At 74.6% G+C, this 19,742-nt stretch carries 20 protein-coding genes; 8 read left to right on the top strand and 12 right to left on the bottom strand.

What is annotated here, in order from left to right; genetic code table 11:
* Position 1: 1 nt before the first annotated feature.
* Positions 2-562 carry a YceI family protein gene (locus BD833_RS13950; RefSeq protein WP_166533728.1) on the bottom strand — a complete coding sequence of 187 codons (561 nt, stop codon included), beginning with the start codon at positions 560-562 and terminating at the stop codon, positions 2-4.
* 90 nt (positions 563-652) lie between these two features.
* On the opposite strand from BD833_RS13950, the gene BD833_RS13945 reads away from it, so the two are divergent.
* On the top strand, positions 653-1,153 hold the full coding sequence (locus tag BD833_RS13945; protein ID WP_166533727.1) for a MarR family winged helix-turn-helix transcriptional regulator: 501 nt from the start codon (positions 653-655) through the stop codon (positions 1,151-1,153).
* A gap of 24 nt (positions 1,154-1,177) precedes the next feature.
* On the opposite strand, the gene BD833_RS13940 is transcribed toward BD833_RS13945, so the two are convergent.
* From BD833_RS13940 to BD833_RS13930, 3 genes are read right to left on the bottom strand one after another with little or no spacing between them, the layout of a single operon-like run.
* Positions 1,178-2,077: an enoyl-CoA hydratase-related protein gene (locus tag BD833_RS13940; protein WP_166533726.1), complete on the bottom strand. Its 900-nt coding sequence runs from the start codon at positions 2,075-2,077 to the stop codon at positions 1,178-1,180.
* Positions 2,074-3,066, bottom strand: coding sequence for an acyl-CoA dehydrogenase family protein (locus BD833_RS13935; RefSeq protein WP_166533725.1), 993 nt, complete (start codon positions 3,064-3,066; stop codon positions 2,074-2,076). Before BD833_RS13935 ends, BD833_RS13940 begins: the two co-directional genes overlap by 4 nt.
* A complete protein-coding gene (locus tag BD833_RS13930) occupies positions 3,063-4,283 on the bottom strand; it encodes an acyl-CoA dehydrogenase family protein (protein ID WP_166533724.1) in 1,221 nt (406 codons plus the stop codon). Before BD833_RS13930 ends, BD833_RS13935 begins: the two co-directional genes overlap by 4 nt.
* Positions 4,284-4,389: 106 nt before the next feature.
* Between BD833_RS13930 and BD833_RS13925 the strand changes: the two genes are divergently transcribed.
* The gene (locus BD833_RS13925) at positions 4,390-5,034 is read left to right on the top strand and encodes a TetR/AcrR family transcriptional regulator (RefSeq protein WP_208092656.1); all 645 of its coding nucleotides are present in this window, start codon (positions 4,390-4,392) and stop codon (positions 5,032-5,034) included.
* Between the two features lie 63 nt (positions 5,035-5,097).
* Positions 5,098-6,687: a long-chain-fatty-acid--CoA ligase gene (locus BD833_RS13920; protein WP_208092655.1), complete on the top strand. Its 1,590-nt coding sequence runs from the start codon at positions 5,098-5,100 to the stop codon at positions 6,685-6,687.
* Positions 6,688-6,738: 51 nt separating this feature from the next.
* Here BD833_RS13920 and BD833_RS13915 read toward each other — a convergent pair whose 3' ends face one another.
* Both BD833_RS13915 and BD833_RS13910 read right to left on the bottom strand, forming a co-directional pair.
* Positions 6,739-7,902 carry a glycerophosphodiester phosphodiesterase gene (locus BD833_RS13915; RefSeq protein WP_166533723.1) on the bottom strand — a complete coding sequence of 388 codons (1,164 nt, stop codon included), beginning with the start codon at positions 7,900-7,902 and terminating at the stop codon, positions 6,739-6,741.
* 132 nt (positions 7,903-8,034) lie between these two features.
* The gene (locus BD833_RS13910) at positions 8,035-8,550 is read right to left on the bottom strand and encodes a MarR family winged helix-turn-helix transcriptional regulator (RefSeq protein ID WP_166533722.1); all 516 of its coding nucleotides are present in this window, start codon (positions 8,548-8,550) and stop codon (positions 8,035-8,037) included.
* 116 nt (positions 8,551-8,666) lie between these two features.
* On the opposite strand from BD833_RS13910, the gene BD833_RS13905 reads away from it, so the two are divergent.
* Positions 8,667-9,140 carry a PPOX class F420-dependent oxidoreductase gene (locus BD833_RS13905; RefSeq protein ID WP_166533721.1) on the top strand — a complete coding sequence of 158 codons (474 nt, stop codon included), beginning with the start codon at positions 8,667-8,669 and terminating at the stop codon, positions 9,138-9,140.
* Between the two features lie 27 nt (positions 9,141-9,167).
* Here the strand turns inward: BD833_RS13905 and BD833_RS13900 are convergent, their stop codons facing one another.
* Entirely contained in the window at positions 9,168-10,019 is an 852-nt protein-coding gene (locus tag BD833_RS13900; protein ID WP_166533720.1) for a patatin-like phospholipase family protein, read from the bottom strand.
* Between the two features lie 79 nt (positions 10,020-10,098).
* Here BD833_RS13900 and BD833_RS13895 point away from each other — a divergent pair, with 79 nt between their 5' ends.
* From BD833_RS13895 to BD833_RS13880, 4 genes are all read left to right on the top strand, one after another.
* Positions 10,099-11,841 (top strand): class I adenylate-forming enzyme family protein, encoded by a 1,743-nt coding sequence (locus tag BD833_RS13895; protein WP_166533719.1) that lies wholly within the window; start codon positions 10,099-10,101, stop codon positions 11,839-11,841.
* A gap of 73 nt (positions 11,842-11,914) precedes the next feature.
* Positions 11,915-12,973 carry a potassium channel family protein gene (locus BD833_RS13890; RefSeq protein WP_243737659.1) on the top strand — a complete coding sequence of 353 codons (1,059 nt, stop codon included), beginning with the start codon at positions 11,915-11,917 and terminating at the stop codon, positions 12,971-12,973.
* Positions 12,974-13,244: 271 nt separating this feature from the next.
* On the top strand, positions 13,245-14,975 hold the full coding sequence (locus BD833_RS13885; protein WP_166533717.1) for a DUF2207 domain-containing protein: 1,731 nt from the start codon (positions 13,245-13,247) through the stop codon (positions 14,973-14,975).
* On the top strand, positions 14,972-16,216 hold the full coding sequence (locus BD833_RS13880) for a serpin family protein (RefSeq protein ID WP_166533716.1): 1,245 nt from the start codon (positions 14,972-14,974) through the stop codon (positions 16,214-16,216). The genes BD833_RS13885 and BD833_RS13880 overlap by 4 nt, the downstream gene beginning before the upstream one ends.
* Before the next feature lie 7 nt (positions 16,217-16,223).
* On the opposite strand, the gene paaI is transcribed toward BD833_RS13880, so the two are convergent.
* The 5 genes from paaI to BD833_RS13855 form a co-directional block, all read right to left on the bottom strand.
* Entirely contained in the window at positions 16,224-16,679 is a 456-nt protein-coding gene (gene paaI / locus BD833_RS13875) for a hydroxyphenylacetyl-CoA thioesterase PaaI (protein WP_243737658.1), read from the bottom strand.
* Entirely contained in the window at positions 16,676-16,810 is a 135-nt protein-coding gene (locus BD833_RS13870) for a methionine/alanine import family NSS transporter small subunit (protein ID WP_166533715.1), read from the bottom strand. The genes paaI and BD833_RS13870 overlap by 4 nt, the downstream gene beginning before the upstream one ends.
* Positions 16,807-18,444: a sodium-dependent transporter gene (locus BD833_RS13865; RefSeq protein WP_166533714.1), complete on the bottom strand. Its 1,638-nt coding sequence runs from the start codon at positions 18,442-18,444 to the stop codon at positions 16,807-16,809. The genes BD833_RS13870 and BD833_RS13865 overlap by 4 nt, the downstream gene beginning before the upstream one ends.
* A 128-nt stretch (positions 18,445-18,572) precedes the next feature.
* The gene (locus BD833_RS13860; RefSeq protein ID WP_166533713.1) at positions 18,573-19,181 is read right to left on the bottom strand and encodes a hypothetical protein; all 609 of its coding nucleotides are present in this window, start codon (positions 19,179-19,181) and stop codon (positions 18,573-18,575) included.
* Entirely contained in the window at positions 19,168-19,725 is a 558-nt protein-coding gene (locus BD833_RS13855; RefSeq protein ID WP_243737657.1) for a SigE family RNA polymerase sigma factor, read from the bottom strand. The genes BD833_RS13860 and BD833_RS13855 overlap by 14 nt, the downstream gene beginning before the upstream one ends.
* Between the last annotated feature and the right edge of the window lie 17 nt (positions 19,726-19,742).

Genomic DNA, 19,742 nt, shown 5'->3' with positions numbered 1-19,742 from the left:
ATCAGGCGGTGCCGAGCACGGCCTCGATCTCGAGCTCGACGGTGATCTTGTCGCCGACGACGACGCCGCCGCCGTCCATCGGCATGTCGATGTCGACGCCGTACTCCTTGCGGGAGATCTCGGTCTTGGCGGAGAAGCCGGCGCGGGTGCCGCCGTAGGCGTCCGGGCCGAAGCCGTTGAGCTCCAGCTCCAGGGTGACGGGCTTGGTGATGCCCTTGATGGTGAGGTCGCCGACGACGTGCCAGTCGGCGCCGTCGGTGCGGACCTCGGTGGAGCGGAAGGTCATCTGGGTGTGGTTGCCCACGTCGAAGAAGTCGGCGGACTTGATGTGCGCGTCGCGCTGCTCCTGACGGGTGTCGATCGAGTCCATGTTCACGGTGGCGACGACGGTGGACCGCGTCGGGTCGGCGGCGGTGACGATCTCGCCGGAGAACTCGCGGAAGTAGCCGCGGACCTTGCTCACCATCATGTGGCGGACGGAGAAGCCGACGGTGGAGTGGCTGGCGTCGATGTCCCAGGTGCCGGCGAGGTAGCCGGGGATCTGGACGGGGGTGGTGGTCATGGGGTCTCCCTGAAGATTCGTGCGTGGGCGGGGATGCCGTCGTCCGTAGCGTAGTTGAGCGTTTGACTATTCCGCCAGTATTCTGTGCCCATGCGCGCGTCGGTGTCCCCGGAACCCCTCCCCACGGGTGAGCCCCGCTGGCTCGACGTCGACGAGCAGAAGGCCTGGCGCGCGTGGCTCTACAGCGCCCAGCTGCTGCAGGACCGGCTCGACCGCGAGCTCACCCGCCGCACCGGCATCTCGCACGCCTACTACGAGATCCTCGTCGCGCTCTCGGAGACCCCCGAGCGGATGATGCGGATGAGCGAGCTGGCCGACCGCTGCCTGTCCTCGCGCAGCCGGCTCTCGCACGCGGTGTCCCGGCTCGAGGAGCGCGGCTGGGTGCGCCGCCAGGTGTGCGAGGAGGACGGGCGCGGGCAGCTCGCCGTCCTCACCGAGGAGGGGTTCGCCGCGCTGGAGGGCGCCGCGCCCATCCACGTCGAGGGCGTCCGCCGCGAGCTGTTCGACCAGCTCGCCCCGGAGCAGGTGGCCGCGATGCGCGACTTCGGCGAGACGCTCCTGCGGCACCTCGATCCCTCGCGCATGCCCTGAGCCGCGTACCGCGGACGGGCCGGCTCAGCCGGCGGTGACGCTCCCCGGGGGCAGCGGCCAGCGCGGCACCCCGGCGACGTCGTCGGCGACGTCCCCGAGGCGGTGCGCGAACCGCGGCCGACGCTTCTCCAGGAATGCGGCGACGCCCTCCGCGGGGTCGGGCCCCTCCCCCAGCTCCACGAGCGCCCGCGACTCCGCGCGGTGCGCGTCCCAGGGCGAGGGCGCGCCGAGCATCGACCACAGCAGCTGGCGGGCCGCGCCGACGGCGACGGCGCTGGTGTTGTCGGCGATCTCCCGGGCCAGCGCGTACGCCGTCGGGAGCAGCTCGTCGTCGGGGACGACGCGGGACACCAGCCGGCCGCGCAGCGCCTCGGCCGCGTCGAACACCCGGCCGGTGGCCACCCACTCCATCGCCTGGCTGATGCCGACCACCCGCGGCAGGAACCACGACGAGGCGGCCTCCGGCACGATGCCGACCCGGCCGAAGACGTAGCCGAATCGGGCGGACTCCGCGGCGATCCGGACGTCCATCGGCAGGATCATCGTCGCCCCGATGCCCACCGCGGGGCCGTTCACGGCGGCGATGACCGGCTTGCGCAGCGCCGCGAACGGCAGCGAGGCGACCCCGCCGGCGTCGCGGGGGAAGCCGGCGATCTCCTCGCTCAGCGGGCCGGGCGGCCGCACGCGGGTGCGCCGGTCGCCGAAGGTGTCGGGCCCGCCCGCGAGGTCGGCCCCGGCGCAGAACGCCCGGCCGGAACCGGTCACCACCACCACCCGGACGGCGTCGTCGGCGTCGGCCGCGGCGGCCACCCGGGCGAGCTCGTCGGCCATGGTGAGGGTGAACGCGTTGAGCCGGTCGGGCCGGTGCAGGGTCACGGTCGCCACGCCGTCGGCGACCGCGTAGCGGAGCTCGGTGAGGTTCACCGACCGAGTGCTCCGGCGACGGCCAGCCGGGCGACGGCGTCGAGGTGCTCGGCCTCGTCACCGAGCAGCAGCCGGTCCACCTTGGCCCGCCGCCAGAACAGATGGGCGTCGTGCTCCCAGGTGAAGCCGATGCCGCCGTGCACCTGGATGAGCGTGCCCGCAGCCCGCTCGAACGCGGTCGCCGCGTGGGCCTTGGCGGCCGAGGCGGCGAGCGGCAGCTCGGCGGGAGCGGCGTCCGCGGCCCAGGCCGACCACCAGACCAGCGAGCGGAGCTGGTCCACCCCGGCCCACGCGTCGACCAGCATGTGCTTGACCGCCTGGTACGAGCCGATCCGCCGGCCGAACGCCTCGCGCTCCTGGGCGTAGGCCACGCCCAGCTGCACGCAGCGCTCGGCGCCGCCGAGGTCCTCGGCCGCCATGACGACCGCGCCCACCTGCCGGGCCCGGGCCCACAGCTCCCCGGCATCGGCGACGAGCACCCGGCGGGAGGTCAGCCGCACCGAGGCGAGTCCGCGGGTGGCGTCCAGCGGGCGACCGGGCACGACCTCCCCCTCGCCGACGACGAGGTCCCCGCCGTCGAGCCCGAGGAACAGCGTCGCGTCGGCGGCGTCCACCGACGGGGACGAGCCGTCGACCGGTCCGTCCAGGACGGCGAAGGCGACCGACCCGTCGGCCAGCTGCGCCGCCAGCTCCGGCTGGTCGGCCAGCAGCACCGCCGCCCGGGCCGCCGTGACCAGCGACGGCCCGGCCAGCACCGCCCCGCCCTGCTCGGCGACGACGGCGAGGTCCAGCAGCGGCCGGCCCGAGCCCCCGGCTGCCTCGGGCACGGTGATGCCGAGGAAGCCGATGTCGGCCAGCGCCTTGCGGCCGGGTTCCGGGCGGCCGCCCTCCAGACCGCCCCGCGCCGCCGCCGGGGACGCGGAGCCGGTGAAGAAGTCGCGGGCGCCCGCGGCGATGTCCCGCTGGTCGTCGTCGAGGTCGAAGTTCATCGCGTCCCTCCCGAGAACGGGGCGGTCTTGTCGCTGCGCGGCTCGGGCGGCAGCCCGAGCACCCGCTCGCCGAGGATGTTGCGCAGCACCTGGTCGGTGCCGCCGGCGATGGCGATGCCGGGGAGCCAGGACTGGGTGCGTTGCCACCGGTCGTCGCCGTCGGCCGTCGCGGCGTAGACGGCGTCGTCACCGAGCAGCCGGACGCCGGCGTCGGCGACCAGCCGGGCGGCCTCGGTCCCGGCGAGCTTCCCGGCGCTGGCCTCCGGCCCGGGGATCCCGCCCTGGCTGAGCACGGTGAGCCGCCGGTAGCCGGTGTACCGGGCAGCCAGGGCGGCGACGACGGCCCGGCCCACCGCCTGCCGGGCGAGCACCTGGCGGTCGGGGTCGAGCGCGGGCAGCCGCTCGCGGGCGTGCTCGACGAGGGCCTCGACCGGCAGCCCGATGTCCCCACCGGCGCCGCCGATGGCGACCCGCTCGTTCATCAGCGTCGTGAGGGCCACCCGCCAGCCCTCCCCCGGCTCTCCCAGCCGCTCCGCGTCGGGGATGCGGACGTCGTCGAAGAAGACCTCGTTGAAGTCCGACTGCCCGCCCATCTGGCGCAGCGGCCGCACGGTCACGCCCGGGGCGTGCATGTCGACGACGAACATGGTCAGCCCCGCGTGCTTGGGGCGGTCGGGGTCGGTGCGGGTGAGCAGGATGCCGAAGTCGGCGACGTGCGCCAGCGTCGTCCACACCTTCTGGCCGTTGACCACCCAGTCCTCGCCGTCGCGGACGGCGGTGGTGCGCAGCGCCGCGAGGTCCGAGCCGGACGCCGGCTCGCTGAACAGCTGGCACCAGACGTCGTCCGCGCGCAGCAGGCGGGCGAGGTAGCGGTCGCGCTGGTCCTGGCTGCCGTGCGCGATGACCGTCGGCCCGCACATGCCGATGCCGATGTGGTTGATCAGGCCCGGCACCCGCGCGCGGGCGAGCTCCTGCGCGACGATCGCCTGCTGCACCAGCGTGCCGCCCTGCCCGCCGTACTCCCGCGGCCAGGTGACGCCCACGAGACCGCCCTCGGCGAGCACCCGCTGGGTGCGGCGCATCTCCGCCTCGTGCCGGCGGGCGTCGACCCCTTCCTGGCCCGGGGCCAGGTGCAGCAGCTCCCCGGCGTGCTCCGCCAGCAGCGTCCGGACCCGCTCCCGGTAGGCGGCCTCGTCGGGGCTGTCGTCGAAGTCCACGGGTGGCACCTCTCGTCGATGAGCGGACCCGCGCAGCGTGACACCGGTCACCCGAAACGGTCAACGGTGACTGTCGGAGCGGCCGGGCCGGACCTACGCTCCGGCCATGGCCGCCGCCCCGGACGCTGCACGCGGCCCGCGGACGCGCTCGGAGCGGACCGCGGACAGCCGGCTGCTGATCCTCGACGCCGCGGTCGCCTGCCTGGTCGAGGACGGGTACGCCGCCGCCTCGACCCTCGCGGTCCAAGCCCGGGCGGGGGTGTCCCGCGGCCGGCTGCTGCACCACTTCCCCTCCCGCGCCGAGCTGCTGGTGGCCGCCGCCCGGCACCTGTCGACGATCCAGCTCGAGGAGGTCCGCCGCCGAGCGGCCGCGCTGATGGACGACGAGCCGGCCGGCCGGGAGCGGGTGGACCGGGCGATCGACCTCATGTGGACGACGTTCCAGGAGCCACCGTTCTGGGCGGCGATGGAGCTGTGGACCGCGGCGCGGACCGATCCGGAGCTGCGCGCGGCACTGCGCGGGGAGGAGCGCCGGCTGCGGGCGGCGATCGGCGCCGTCGCCGACGGGATCTGGGGCCCGGCCATCACCGGTGCGCCGCTGTACGCCGACCTGACCGAGCTGCTGTTCACCAGCATGCGCGGGGTCGCGCTGGTCTACGCCTTCGAGGACCGGCCGGCCGCGACCGATCCCCACCTGGCGCTGTGGAAGCGGCTGGCGGCCCGGATGCTGGCGCTCGACAGTCAGGGTTGACCGCCCCTCGTCGGCGGGCCAGCATGACGCAGATCACATCCGCGCCGCCGTCGAGGAGAGCACGTGAGCGCCGAGATCCCTGTTCTGCACGGCCGGGGCATGACCATGGGCGACCAGCTCGCGCGGTGGAGCCGGACCTCGCCGGACGTGCCGGCGCTGCGCTTCGAGGGGGCCGGCCGCAGCTACGCCGAGCTCGACGAGCGGGTCACCCGGCTGGCCCGGGCGCTGCGCGACCGCGGGGTGCGGACCGGCGACCGCGTCGCCGTCCTCGCGCTCAACGGCATGGAGACCTGGGAGGCGTACCTCGCCGGCGTGCGGCTGGGCGCGGTCGTCGTCCCGGTGAACTTCCGGCTGGTGGCCGACGAGGTGGCCTACGTGCTCACCGACTCCGGCGCCGTCGCGCTGGTCGCCGACCGGGCGATGGCGGGGGTCGCCGCCAAGGCCCGGGAGCAGGCACCCGACGTCGCCACGGCGCTCGTCATCGGGGGCGGGGACGCCGGCCCCGCGAGCGAGGACTACGGGACGGCGCTCGGCGCGGCCGGCAGCGCGCCGCTCGACGGGGTCGTGGACGAGCCCGCGTTCATCATGTACACCTCCGGGACCACCGGCCGCCCCAAGGGCGCGGTGCTCACCCACCGGAACCTGCTGATGCACGCGTTCAGCCAGATCACCAGCCTCGGCTGGGACCCCGACGACCGGGTCGGCGTGCCGGGCGCCCCGCTGTTCCACATCGCCGGGCTCGCCGGCGGCCTGCCGCCGCTGCTGCTCGGCGGCACCAACGTGATCCTCCGCTCGGGCAGCTTCGACCCGGCCCAGACGCTGGACCTGATGGAGCGCGAGCAGGTGTCCAGCATCTTCCTGGTGCCGGCCATGTGGGCCGCCGTGCTGGCCGTCCCCGATCTCGCCGCCCGCGACCTCTCCCGGCTGCGCCGGGTCTCCTGGGGCGCTGCGCCGGCCTCCACCACCCTGCTGCGCGCGCTGATCGACGCGTTCCCGCAGGCGGAAGTGGTGACCGCCTTCGGGCAGACCGAGTGCAGCCCGGTGACCTGCCTGCTGCGCGGCGAGGACTCGGTGCGCAAGATCGGCTCGGTCGGGAAGCCCATCCTCAACGTCGAGGTGCGGGTGGTCGACGACGCGATGGCCGACGTCCCCCGGGGCCAGGTCGGCGAGATCGTCTACCGCAGCCCGATGGTGATGAAGGAGTACTGGGGCAAGCCGGAGGAGACGTCGATCGCCTTCAGTGGCGGCTGGTTCCACTCCGGCGACCTGGTGCGCCAGGACGAGGACGGCTACTTCTACGTCGTCGACCGCAAGAAGGACATGATCATCTCCGGCGGGGAGAACATCTACTGCGCCGAGGTGGAGAACGTGCTGGCCGCCCACCCCAAGGTGGGCGAGGTCGCGCTGATCGGCGTCCCCGACGCCCGGTACGGCGAGGCGCCGCTGGCCGTCGTCGCGCCGCGGGACCCCGCCGACCCGCCGACGCCGGAGGAACTGGCCGCCTACTGCCGGGAGAAGCTGGCCCGGTACAAGAACCCTCGGGAGTACTCGGTGGTCGCCGCACTCCCCCGCAACCCCAGCGGCAAGGTGCTCAAGACCCAGCTGCGCACCGAGCACTCGGCCGGGTCGCTGGTGGCCGAGCCGGTGGTCTAGCAGCGCGCCGGGTCGGCGGGGCCGGAGCCCCGCCGACCCGGCGGCCGGGGATCAGGCGGCGGGAGCCGCCACGCCCGTCTCGAACAGCTCGCGGGAGACCACGCCGGTGTCCGGGTTGTCGGTGAACATCCCGTCGATGCCCGCCTCCCAGAAGGCCAGGTGCTCGACCAGCGCCTGGCCGTAGTCCTCGGGCGCGGTGCCCTCGCGCAGCGCCGGCGGCAGGAAGACGTTCTCGTTGCGGAACGTGTACGGGTGCACCAGCAGCCCGACCCGGTGCGCGTCGTCGACCAGCGCGGTCGGCGTGCTCAGCGTCCCGTCGGCGTTGCGCGGGATCACCATGTTCTTGTCCGGCCCCACGCCCTCGGCGTACTCGGCGATCTCCTCGAGCCCCGCCGCGCTGGCCAGGTCGGCGTAGGTGCGCGGGTCGCCGGCGGCGGTGAGGTCGTAGGGCTGGCCCGAGCCCGACAGCAGCTGCACCAGCGGGATGCGCACGCCCATCTCCTCCAGCTCGCGCAGGTTCGTCGTCTCGAACGACTGGATGAAGACCGGGGAGTGGTGCTTGTGCACCCGGGCCTCCCGGAGGTCGGTCAGGAGCGGCTCCTCGAGGGAGAGGCCGATGGAGTCGAAGTAGGTGGGGTGCTTGGTCTCGACGTACACGCCGATCTCGCGGCGCAGCTCCTTGGTGAGCTCGGCCCGCAGCTCCAGCACCTCGTCCAGCGTGGGCACCTGGTAGAGCCCGTCGTAGAGGGTGTTCTCCTCGCGCACCTCGGGCAGCCGCTCCACGGCGCGCAGCGTGCGCAGCTCGGCGAGCGTGAAGTCCTCGGTGAACCAGCCGGTCAGCGGCGTGCCGTCGATGACCTTGGTGGTGCGGCGGGCGGCGAACTCGGGCCGTTCGGCCACGTCGGTGGTCCCGGAGATCTCGTTCTCGTGCCGGGCGACCAGGACGCCGTCCTTGGTGCTGACGACGTCGGGCTCGATGTAGTCGGCGCCCATGCGGGCGGCGAGCTCGTACGAGGCGAGGGTGTGCTCGGGCCGGTAGCCCGAGGCGCCGCGGTGCCCGACGACGAGGAGGTCGTCGGCCAGCGCCTCACCGGGCTCCGCGGCCGGCGGGCGCGGGGCGGCGGTCGCGGGGGCGGCCGCCGGGACGGCGAGGGACAGGGGGACGGCGACCGCGACGGCGGCGACCGTGGCACGGAGGCGGCGTGCTCGGGACATCAGTACTCCCGCGGGCTCGGACGGCGACCCTCGCCGGCGGCTCCGCGAGTCGATCCCAACCAGGCCAGGTGCCCAGGCCGCGTCGCCCGCCACAACTCCCGGTGACGAGCTGGTGGCGCGCTCGTGTCGCGGTCAGCTCCCGTCGCGGCCGGCCGGGCCCGGGGTCTCGCAGGACACGGCTGCCTCGGTGGAGCGGGCCACCCGGACGAGCAGCGAGCGGAGCTGCGCCGCCTCAGCGGGCGCCAGGTCCCCGAGCATGCGGGCCTCGACCGACCGCAGCGCCCGCCTCGAGGCGTCCAGCGCCTCGAGGCCCGCGTCGGTGAGGACGACGTGGCGCACCCGCCGGTCGGTGGGATGCGGCCGGCGCGCGACGAGCCCGGCGGTCTCCATCTCGTCGACGAGATAGGTCATCGCCGTCCGGTCGATGCCGAGCTGCTGCGCGAGCGCCAGCTGCGAGGCGGGCGGCCCCGCGTGGGCGGCCACCAGGACCTGGTAACCGCGGGCCCCGCCCGGCACGCCGGCGACCGCCTCCGGCGCCAGCTGGCGGAAGGCGGTCGACACCCGGTGCAGCGACCACCCGAGCTCCGCCTCCAGGCCCGGCCCGGCAGGCGCGGGTTCGGAACGACTCGCGTCACCGGGAGCAGCCATGGCGGGATCGTATCGCGCTGATACCTTCTCTCTCACAGACGATCGGATGGACAGACGATCCACGACAGCGGACGGCCGGATCCTCCGGACCGCCTCGCACACGCAGAGGAGCAGTCATGACCGCGGAGCCCGCCCCCGTCGTCGGCAGACCTGGCGGCGACGGCGGTCCGCCGGCTGCGGGCGGCCACGTCGCCGCGCTCGAGCTGCCGGCCGACGTCGTCGACCTGCTCCGCGACGGGGCCACCTGCTACCTGACCACCCTCATGCCCGACGGCTCTCCCCAGATCACGCAGACCTGGGTCGACACGGACGGCACGCACGTGCTGATCAACACGGTGATCGGCCACCGGAAGGTCCGCAACGTCGAGCTCGATCCCCGCGTCGCCGTGGCGGTCAGCCTGCCCTCGCGCCCGTCCCGGTACGTCGAGATCCGCGGCGTCGTGACCGGCACCTCGACCGCCGACGCCGGGGAGCACATCGAGGAACTCGCCCAGCGCTACCTCGGCGGGCCCTACCCGTGGTTCGGCGGCCGCACCGAGCAACGCGTCGTCCTGCGGATCACCCCGACGCGGCTGAACCGCATGGGCTGACACCGCAGGCCCGGCCGGGCGGCGGGCTCAGCCGTTCCAGACGTCCGCGACCCGCTCGGCGACCGCGGCCGCCTGAACGCGCCCGGCCCGCGCGGCGGGCTCGCGGGCGGCGGGGTCGAGGACGTTGCGGCCGATCGCGGTGCGGCCGGCCTCGTCCGGGGCGACGACGGCGACCCGGGCCACCATCCCGGTGACCTGCGCGTCGACGCTGGCCATGGGGCCGACGCCGCGCGGGATGGGCGCCAGCACCACCACCCGCTCGTAGCCGTCCGCGAGGTCGGCGTTGGCGGCCGACCGCATGCCGCCGTCGACGTACCGGCGATCGCCGATGGTGACCGGCGGGTAGACGCCCGGCACCGCGCAGCTCGCGGCCACCGCCTGCAGCAGGGGCACGCCGGAGTTCCGGTCGAAGGCATGGAACTCGCCGGTCGCGGCGTCGACCGCGGTGACGGTGAGCGCACGCTCGGGCCAGGTGCGGGTGACCAGCCGCGACCCGATGACCTCGAGCCGCTCCTCCTCGGACGGGGTCAGCCCCGCCCGCTCGGCGGCCAGGGCCAGCGCCCCGACCCGGCGGCGGAACTCGGCGTCGCGGCCCCGGCTGACCAGCATCGCCCACGCGTAGCGGGCCAGATTGCCGCGGGTCATCCGCGCGCCCTTCTCCTGCGCCGGCGGCTCGAGCTGCCGGGCGTACATCTCCTCCAGCGGCGCCCCGCCGGTGAGCTGCGCGCCGACCACCGACCCCGCCGAGGTGCCGACCACCAGCTCCGCACCGCTCAGGTCGACGCCCGCCTCGGCCAGACCGGCGAGGACGCCGATCTCCCAGGCGATGCCGGTGATTCCCCCGCCGCCCAGGACGAGGGCGGTGCGCTGGTCACTCATGCCCCCATCCTCACAGACCTCTCGACACGGGCTGTGAGCTGGGCCACCCTGTTGGGACTTTCCCGACGAGAGGACCCGGATGACGACCGTGCAGCCAGCCCCCACACCGACGACGGCCAGCTGGCCGCCCGGGCTGCCCCGGTCCCTCGACTACCCGCAGGTCCCGGTCGGCTCGATCCTGCGCGCAGCCGTGCGCCGGTGGGGCGACCGGACCGCGTTCCTCGACCACGACGTGCCGCTGACCTTCACCGAGCTCGGTGCCCGGGCGCACGCCGTCGCCGGATGGCTCGCCGACCACGGCGTCGGCCGGGGCGACGTCGTCGCGGTGCACATCCCGAACTGCCGGCAGTACCCGCCGCTCTACTACGGGATCCTGCTGTCCGGGGCCACCTTCTCCCCCACCAACCCGCTCCTCCCCGCCGCCGACCTCGCCGCCCAGCTCGACGACGCCGGCGCGACGGTGCTCGTCACCTGGGACCAGGTGCTGCCCTTCGTCCGCGGCGCCCTCGCCCAGACCGGCGTGCGCACCGTCGTCGTCACCGGGGAGGCGCACATCCTCGATTTCGCCGCCCGCATCGACGGCCTGCAGGACGACGACGTCGACCTCGCCGACCTGCTCGCCGGCGACCCCACCGACCGCCACCTCGACGCCGGCGTGGACGTGGCCACCGACCTCGCGCACCTGGCCTACACCGGCGGGACCACCGGCGTGAGCAAGGGCGTGGAGCTGCCGCACCGGCAGGTGGTCACGAACGTGCTGCAGTCGGGCTGCTGGACGTCGGGCTCGGTGCCGGCCCTCGACGAGCACGGCGACGTGACCCTGGAGCAGGTGCTGGGCGCCGACGAGTGCCCCACGCGGCTCGGGGAGGCACGGATCATCAACCTGACGCCGTGGTTCCACGCCATGGGCTCGATCGGCTACCTCAACGGCATGGTCATGGGCGGCACCACGACCGTCATCCACATGCGGTTCGACCCGGGGAAGTACGTCGAGGACATGGTGCGGCACCAGGTGACCGCCATCGGCGGCGCGCCGCCGATCTTCGTGGCGCTGCTGCAGGTGCCCGGGTTCGCCGAGGCCGACCTGTCGCACGTCCGCGGGGTCAGCAGCGGCGCCGCGCCGCTGGCGGTGTCGCTCATCGAGAAGATGAGCGCGCTGATGCCGAACGCCACGATCGGCGAGGGCTACGGCCTCACCGAGGTGACCATGATCGCCACCGGCAACCCGTCGTTCCGCTCGGGCGTCCGCAAGGCCGGCACGGTCGGCGTCCCGATCTTCGACACCGAGATCACCATCCGGCCGCTCGGGGGCGGCGACCCGCTGCCCGCCGGCGAGCGCGGCGAGGTGTGCATCCGCGGCCCGCAGGTGATGCGCGGCTACGCCCACCGGCCCGAGGCGACCGCCGACGCGATCGACGCCGAAGGCTGGTTCCACACCGGCGACGTCGGCGTCCTCGACGAGGACGGCTACCTCTCCATCGTCGACCGCACCAAGGACATGCTGCTCTACAAGGGCTACAACGTCTTCCCGCGCGAGCTCGAGGAGATCCTCTTCGGGGTGCCCGGGGTGGGTGGGGCCGCGGTGGTCGGCCGGCCGGACGACGAGGCCGGCGAGCTGCCGGTGGCCTACGTGGTGCGCAAGGACGACGCCGATGGCGCGGCGCTGACCGCCGAGTCGGTCATGGCCGCGGTCAACGACAAGGTCACCCCCTACAAGCGGCTGCGCGACGTCCGGTTCATCGACGCGATCCCCGTGTCGGCGGCCGGCAAGGTGCTCAAGCGCGAGCTCGCCGCCCGCGAGCGGGAGGCCGTCGGGGGCTGACCGGGCGCGCGCCGTCGCCCCGAAAGGGTGCGGCGGCGCGCATCCGCGGTCTCCGCTCACTATGGTCCGCGCTGTGGACGAGGAGCGGAACGGTCTGGAGACCGAGCACACAGGCGTGCGCATCGCGCACGTCGAGCATTCCCCCGTCCGCCAGGTGTGGCGCCGGGTGCTCATCGCCGCGATCGTCCTCGTCGTCGTCGTCCTGATCGTCTACCTGGACCGGGACGGGTACGCGGACAGCCGCGGCGACGAGATCTCCCTGCTCGACGCCACGTACTACGCCACGGTCACCCTCTCCACCACCGGCTACGGCGACATCACGCCGGTCACGCCGGGAGCGCGCCTGATCAACATCCTGCTGATCACGCCGCTGCGCATCATGTTCCTGATCGTCCTCATCGGAACCACCCTCGAGGCCCTGACCGCCCGGTCGCGCGAGGAGTTCCGCATCCGTCGCTGGAGGTCCCGCGTGCGCCAGCACGTCATCGTGTGCGGCTACGGCACCAAGGGCCGCAGCGCCATCCGCTCGCTCCAGGCCAGCGGCACGCCGCTGGAGAAGATCGTCGTCGTCGACCCCGAGCCGCGGGCGATCGACGAGGCGAACGCCATGGGGCTCACCGGGATCGTCGGCGACGCCGGGCGCACCGAGGTCCTGCGCCGCGCCGCCGTCGAACGGGCCCGGTCGGTGATCGTCGCCGCCAACCGGGACGACGCGTCGGTGCTGATCACGCTCACCGTGCGCCAGCTCAACCCGAGCGTCCCGATCACCACGTCGGTGCGCGAGGAGGAGAACGCCAACCTCCTCCGGCAGTCCGGCGCCGACACCGTCATCACCACGTCGGCCACCTCCGGCCGGCTGCTCGGCCTGTCCACCGACGCCCCGCGGGTCGTCGCCGTGGTCGAGGACCTCGTCACCGGCGGTCAGGGCCTCGACCTGCACCAGCGCACCGTCACCGCCGACGAGGTGGGCCTCGGACCACGCCAGCTGCGCGACATCGTGCTCTCGGTGACCCGCGGCGGGCGCACCCTGCGCTTCGACGACTCGCTGATCGGCACCCTGCAGCCGGAGGACGTGCTCGTCGTCGTGAAGGCGCACGAGCCGGGCAAGCCGATGCGGCCGCCGACGCAATGATTCTGTCGTCCTCCGGACGACACCGCGGCCACGTGCCGTCCCCCGCTGAGACGAGCGCGTCCGTCGTCCCTACGCGGCCCCCTCCGGGGGCCACTCGGCACGACCATGCAAGACACCGCGGCCACGCGCCGTCCCCCGCTGAGACGAGCGCGTCCGTCGTCCCTACGCGGCCCCCTCCGGGGGCCACTCGGCACGACAATGCGGGACACCGGGAGGATGCGCCTGGACCCGCGGCAGCTCGTCGCGGCAGGAGCACGAGGAGCCGCTCACCGTGGAGACGCCCCGCCGCACCGACCGCGTCCGCCGACGGCGCCGGATCGACGGCATCGCGCTGCTGGTGGTCGCCGTCCTCGTCGGCGTCCTGACCGGTCTGATCGCCCTCGCCGGAGGCGGCGAGCGGGTGCGCCAGCTGTGGGTGGCCGCGACGGTCGCCGACGACGGCAGCGCCCGGATCACCGAGGTCATCGACTACGACTTCGGTGGGGAGGACCGGCGCGGCGTCCTGCGCCGGGTCCCGGGCCTGGACGCCTCCGCGTCGGTCGAGGCCTCGTCCCCCGACGCACCCGCCGACATCACCGTCGCCGACGAGGAGATCCGGATCGGCGACCCCGACCGGACGGTGACCGGCCTGCACCGCTACGTCCTCACCTACACCCTGGCCGACGTCGTCTCCGGCGACGAGCTGGCGTGGGACGCGGTCGGCCCCGGCTGGGAGGTGCCGATCGACGAGGTCGTCGTGCAGGTGAGCGCGCCGGCCCGGCTGACCGACGGCCGGTGCGCCACCGGAGAGGCCGACTCGACCGAACCGTGCGACGTCGAGGGCGCCGCTCCGGGGCGGTTGGCGGCCCGGGTGGATTCGCTCGAGCCCGGCGAGGGCGTGACCGTCGGCGCCGCCACCGGCGCCCCGCTGGACGGCGCCCCGCCGCTCCCCGGGCCCCCGGCGCTCGCCCCGGTTCCCGAGGGCACCTCCGCGCTCCTGACCGGGGCCCTCGCCGGCGCGGCCGCCCTGCTGGCCGCTGCGCTCGCCTGGGTCTGGATCCGGCGGGCCGGCCGGGAGCGGGTGCCCACCGTCGGTATCCCGGTGCGCTCGGCGCCGGGCGAGCAGGCCCGGATCGACCTGGCCGAGCTGGCCGACTCCGCGACCCCCTCCCCCACCCTCCCCGCGGCGCTGTCCCCGGCGCAGGGCGGCGTCCTGCTGGCCGGCTCCGTGACCGCCGCGCACAAGGCGGCCTGGCTGATCGACCAGGCCGTGGCCGGCGCCGTCGACCTCGAGCCGTCGGAGGAGGACCGGGAGAAGGTCACCCTGGTCCGCCGGCAGCCCGGCGAGGGCGCCGCCCGCCGACTGCTCGACATGATGTTCCGGGAGCGGGAGCGGCTGCCGCTGGACAGCTACGACGAAGACTTCGGCAAGGCGTGGGCCGCGCTGGGCGAGGAGCTCGGCAGCTGGCAGCAGGACAGCGGCCTGTGGGACCCCGCCGCGGACCGGCGCACCACGTGGATCCGGATCGTCGGCGGGCTGGCCGGCGTGGTCGGCTTCGGGCTCGCCCTGCTCGCCGGCTACCTGGCGATCGCACAGGTCGGGGTGCCGCTGGTGGTCGCCGCCGGCGCCGGCGCGCTCACCGGAGCCGGTGCGGCCGCCGCCCTCGCCGGCTGGGAGCTGCGCGTCCTCACGCCGGACGGCGCCGCGGCCTGGGTGCAGGTGGAGTCGCTGCGGCGGTTCCTCGCCGGATCGCCCCAGCCCGCCGTCGACGAGGCGGTCGGCTCCGGCTCGCTCGGGCGCTACACGGCCTGGGCGGTCGCGCTCGGCGAGGCGGAGCGGTGGACCCAGCTCGCCTCGCGGGTGCCGGCGGCGTCGTCCGGCGGCCGGCACCTGACCTACGCCGCCTACGCGCCGGCCCTCGTCGCCAGCTGCGGTGCCGCGAGCACCGCGCCGTCGTCGTCCACCGGGGGCACCACCTCGGTGGGCGCGGGCGCCGGTGGCGGAGGGGGCGGCTCGTGGTGACCGTACGGGCTGCGGGCCGGCGCGGCGCTCTCGCCGCGGCCGCGATGGCCCTGCTCGTCGGCTGCGGCACGGCGAGCGCCGGCCCGGTCGTGCACCGGGGCGAGGTCGTTCCGGTGGAGCTCGGCGCGCTCACCGCCGACGACGTGGCCGACGCGCAGACCGCCTTCGGCATCGACCTGCTGCACGCGGTGTGCGCCCAGGCCGCCGGCGAGGACGTGCTGCTCTCCCCCACCTCGGCCGCCTCGGCGCTGGGCCTGCTCCACCCGGCCGCCGGTGGGCGGACCGCGGCGGAGTTCGGGCAGGTGCTGCACCTGCCAGAGTGGTCACCGGATCTGGTCGCGGCGATCCGCGCGCACACCAGCGCGCTGGACGCGCTGCGCTACGACGGCGACCTCGACGACGAGGATGCGCCCGACGCCCTGCAGGTGAGCAACCGGCTGTGGACCGTGACCGGCCTGGAGCCCGAGCCGCGCTACCTCGACGACCTCGCCACCGCCTACGACGCCGAGGTGCGGTCGCTGGACTTCGCCGAGGAGCCGGAGGCGGCCACCGACCGGATCAACAGCACGATCGCCGAGGACACCCGCGGGATCATCGAGGAGCTGTTCGACCAGCCGCTGCGGCCGACGACGGTCGCCGTCCTCACCAACGCCGTGCACCTGCGGGCGCGGTGGGCGGTGCCGTTCACCGGGACGCAGCCCGCGGACTTCGCCGCACCCGGCGGTGAGGTCTCCGTCGACATGATGGGCGGCGCCACCGGCGCAGGCCGGGACGCCGCGGGCTGGCGATCGGTGGAGCTGCCCTACCGCGACGGCACGCTGGCCGCCGTCGCCGTCCTGCCCCCGGAGGGCACCGACCCGTGCGCCGTCGACACCGCGACGCTGGATGCGCTCCGCTCGGCCGGGCCGCGCGAGGTGGGCGTGGAGCTGCCGCGGATCTCGCTCGAGCAGTCGCACCAGCTGCTCGACGTGCTGACCGCGATGGGGCTGCCCGCCAGCGGCGACTTCTCCGCGCTGGGCCGCGACGACCTGGTCATCTCCCAGGTGGTGCAGAAGACCTTCCTGGAGGTCGACGAGGAGGGCACCGAGGCGGCCGCCGCCAGCGGCGTGGTCGTGGAGGAGTCGGCGGGGGCGATCCCCCAGGCGGTCGTCACCTTCGACCGGCCGTTCCTGCTGCTTCTCACCGACACGGCGACCCGGTCACCGCTGTTCGCCGCCGTGGTGCGGAACCCGTCGGCCTGACCGGGCGTCAGGCCGACGGCGGCCCGGACAGCTGCCGACTGTGCCCGCGCAGCTCGGCGAGCAGCCGGCCGTCGGCGTCCCGGGTGACCGCGACGTCGTAGATGCCACCGCGGCCGGCGACGGAGCGCTCGACCGCCGCGGCGGTGACCGCATCCCCGGCGAACGCCGGAGCCAGGTACTCGATGCTGCAGGACCGGCCGACCGCCGGGCGGCCGTGGGAGTTGCAGGCCATCGCGAAGGCGATGTCGGCGACGGCGAACAGCGCCGCGCCGTGGGCGTTGCCGTGGCCGTTCAGCATCTCCGGTCGGATGGTCATGTGCGCGGTCACCGCACCGGGGGCGACGGTGGACACGGTGATGCCGAGCGCCCGGGCCGCGGTGTCCCCGGCGAGGAACGCGCGGACGGACTCCTCCGCGGTCGCCTGGGCGGTGCGGTCGCGCAGCGGGCCGTCCGCGGAGCTCACAGGTCCCGGCGGGGAGCCTCGACGCGGTCCTCGACCGCCCCGTGGCGCAGGAGGCTCACGACGGCCAGGGCGAGGCCGCCCCAGATCACGGCCATCGCCACCAGCATCATCACGATCGCGCTCGTGCTCATCGGGCTCCTCCCTCGTCCTGCCCGGCCGCCGGACGGGGCCGGACGTCCGCTCCGCCGGCCGGCGCCGTCGCGCGCAGCGGCGCCACCGGGTCGGAGCCCGGGGGCGGCCCGTCCAGGTGCGTGCCGGCGCGCCACTTCACCCGGGCGAGCAGGAAGCCCACCACCGGCAGCGCCACGACCATGAGCCAGCCGAAGACCAGCAGCAGCCAGGTCGGGTAGTCCTCGTAGGGGGCCTCGAGGTCGTCGAGCAGGCCGAACACGAGCACGAGGGCCAGGGCCAGCGGGGCGACGATGCTGACCAGCACCCGCCAGCCGGTGCCGACCCGGGGCCGGCCGTGGACGTTGAGGTGCTCGCTCAGCCGCGGCAGCGCCCGGACCGCCCAGGCGACGACCAGCATGCTGACCAGCGCCACCACGAGGATGCCGTACTGGTTGACGAAGTGGTCGACGACGTCGAGGACGTAGATGCCGCTGGTCGTGCTGAACAGCACCAGGCTCAGCACGGCGGTGGGGACGACGACCGCGAGGGTCGCGGTGAGCCGGCTGGTGTCGAACTTGTCGCGCACGGCGGAGATGACGACCTCGATCACGCTGATCAGCGACGTGATCCCGGCGATGACCAGCGATCCGAAGAACAGCACGCCGAGGAGGGCGCCGGCCGGCGCCTCGCTGATGATCGTCGGGAAGGCGATGAAGGCCAGCCCGATCCCGCCGCTGGCCACCTCGTCGACCGCGACCCCGCTGGACTGGGCCATGAACCCGAGGGCGGCGAAGACGCCGATGCCGGCGAGCAGCTCGAAGCTGGAGTTCGAGAAGCCGACGACCAGGCCCGAGCCGGTCATGTCCTCGCGGCGGCCGACGTACGAGGCGTACGTGATCATGATGCCGAAGCCGATCGACAGCGAGAAGAAGATCTGCCCGAAGGCGGCGGCCCAGACCGAGGCCTCGGTGAGCGCGCCCCAGTCGGGCCGGAACAGCGCGTCGAGGCCGAAGCCCGCACCGTCCAGGAGCAGCGCCTGCACCACGAGGACGACGAAGGCGAGGACCAGGAGCGGGATGAAGACCAGCGAGACCACCCCGATCCCGCGCTGGACGCCGAGGGCCATGACCACGAGCACGGCCAGCCAGACGATCGCGAGGGGCACGAGCACCCCGGGCACCACGTCGGCGGTGACCGCGACGTCACCGGCCTGGAGGAACTCGCCGAAGAAGAACGCATTCGGATCTGAGCCCCAGGCCTGGTCGAGCGAGAAGAAGGTGTAGCGCAGCGCCCAGGCGAGGACCGCGGCGTAGTAGACGGCGATGACGAAGCAGATGGCCACCTGCCACCAGCCGAGCCCCTCGGCACCGCGGCGGAGCCGGGCGAACGACAGCGGCGCGGAGCCGCGGTGCCGGTGGCCGATCGCGTAGTCGAGCAGCAGGAACGGGATGCCGGCGGTCAGCAGCGCGACCAGATAGGGCAGCAGGAAGGCGCCGCCGCCGTTCTCGTAGGCGACGTAAGGGAACCGCCAGATGTTGCCCAGGCCCACCGCCGACCCGATGGCCGCCAGGATGAAGACGCGCCGGGAGCTGAAGGCGCCGCGGCGGCCCTCCTCGCCCGACTGCTCCGGGGCCCGCCCCGCCGTCGTGCTCATGCATCCTCCTGTGTCCGGATCGGCCGGGTCCGCGACCACGTCGCGCACCGGTCGACGTCGCACCGACGGAGACAGGATGTCAGGAGTCGGGCCCTTCGGCCGTCGGAAATCCCTGGCGATCCATGACGTCAGCCGACGCGGACGCGGATGTCGTCCGGATCCAGGTCCCCGGTCGGCAGCGCCGCCTTGTAGACGCACCACCCCGGCGTCTGCTCGAAGCAGGCCACCGTGGCCTCGACGGTCCGCTCCGGCGTCGTGACGGTCACCGACTCCGGCTCCCCGCGCACGTTGCCCATGACCAGTCCCTGCCCGTCGGGGGTCTCCGCCGGCTCCAGCACGACCAGGTCGTAGCCGAGGTCGCCCCAGTCGGCGGTCGGGTCGTCGGTGTCCAGGACCGCGTGGACGCCGTCGGGGTAGCCGATGGCGAGGGCGGCGCCGTCACGCCACGCCTGCACCTGGTCGCCCAGGTCGACCCGGTCGTCGGCGATCTGGGTGACGCCGGTGCCGCTGGACACGGTGAGCCCGTCACCGACGAGGCGCATCCGGTCCTCCGGCGAGCCGGGCAGGGTGAGGGCGGCCACGAGACCTCCGGCGACGAGGACGGCCGCGCCGCCCCGCGCGACCCGGCGGCGGGTCCGCGCCCGGTGGCCGGCGGCGAGCGCGGCGTGCACGGGCACCGTCCCCATCGGCGGGTGGGTGTGCAGGGCCGTGCGGAGGTCGTCCTCAACGCTGGGCATGGTCGTGCTCCTTCGGGTCGCTGGTCTCGGAGTGGGCGCGCAGCTTGCCCAGGGCGCGGGAGGTGGTGCTCTTGACGGTCCCGGTGGAGACGCCGAGGGTCCGGGCGACGTCGCGCTCGGCCATGTCCTCGCCGTAGCGGAGGACGACGATGGCCCGTTCGCGCTCGGTGAGCACGGAGAGCGCGCGGGTCAGCTCGTCGCGGTCGCTGGCCCACTGCGCGTGGTCGACCTGGGCGCCCCCGGGCCGGTCGTCCGGCCGATCGGTGAGGTCCTCCCGCCAGCGCCGGCGCCGCCAGGTGTCGGTGTGCGCGTTGACGAGGACGCGGCGGGCGTAGGCGTAAGTGTTCCCGCGCCGGGCCGCCGACCACGCGACGAACACCTTGGTGAGCGCCGTCTGGACCAGGTCCTGGGCGCTGTGCCGGTCGCCGGTCAGGTACTCGGCGGCCCGCAGCAGCCTCGCGCCGTGCTCCTCGGCGAACGCGGTGAACTCACGACTCGCCCGATCGCCCGGCAGCTCCACATCTCCCCCAACGGGTCGGCGCACCGGAAAGGTTGTGCCGG

Origin of the sequence: Blastococcus xanthinilyticus, assembly GCF_008124835.1 — a bacterium.
Lineage (GTDB): Bacteria > Actinomycetota > Actinomycetes > Mycobacteriales > Geodermatophilaceae > Blastococcus > Blastococcus xanthinilyticus.
Note: the sequence above shows the minus strand (reverse complement) of the source record. Positions and strands in the feature narration are given on the sequence as shown.

Excerpts from the sequence above, each read along its gene's own strand:
- BD833_RS13910 (WP_166533722.1), bottom strand. The coding sequence starts at position 8,550 with ATGGCTGCTCCCGGTGACGCGAGTCGTTCCGAACCCGCGCCTGCCGGG.
- BD833_RS13860 (WP_166533713.1), bottom strand. The coding sequence starts at position 19,181 with ATGCCCAGCGTTGAGGACGACCTCCGCACGGCCCTGCACACCCACCCG.
- BD833_RS13870 (WP_166533715.1), bottom strand. The coding sequence starts at position 16,810 with ATGAGCACGAGCGCGATCGTGATGATGCTGGTGGCGATGGCCGTGATC.
- BD833_RS13925 (WP_208092656.1), top strand. The coding sequence starts at position 4,390 with ATGGCCGCCGCCCCGGACGCTGCACGCGGCCCGCGGACGCGCTCGGAG.
- BD833_RS13915 (WP_166533723.1), bottom strand. The coding sequence starts at position 7,902 with ATGTCCCGAGCACGCCGCCTCCGTGCCACGGTCGCCGCCGTCGCGGTC.
- BD833_RS13935 (WP_166533725.1), bottom strand. The coding sequence starts at position 3,066 with ATGAACTTCGACCTCGACGACGACCAGCGGGACATCGCCGCGGGCGCC.
- BD833_RS13900 (WP_166533720.1), bottom strand. The coding sequence starts at position 10,019 with ATGAGTGACCAGCGCACCGCCCTCGTCCTGGGCGGCGGGGGAATCACC.
- BD833_RS13950 (WP_166533728.1), bottom strand. The coding sequence starts at position 562 with ATGACCACCACCCCCGTCCAGATCCCCGGCTACCTCGCCGGCACCTGG.
- BD833_RS13945 (WP_166533727.1), top strand. The coding sequence starts at position 653 with ATGCGCGCGTCGGTGTCCCCGGAACCCCTCCCCACGGGTGAGCCCCGC.
- BD833_RS13905 (WP_166533721.1), top strand. The coding sequence starts at position 8,667 with ATGACCGCGGAGCCCGCCCCCGTCGTCGGCAGACCTGGCGGCGACGGC.
- BD833_RS13895 (WP_166533719.1), top strand. The coding sequence starts at position 10,099 with ATGACGACCGTGCAGCCAGCCCCCACACCGACGACGGCCAGCTGGCCG.
- BD833_RS13865 (WP_166533714.1), bottom strand. The coding sequence starts at position 18,444 with ATGAGCACGACGGCGGGGCGGGCCCCGGAGCAGTCGGGCGAGGAGGGC.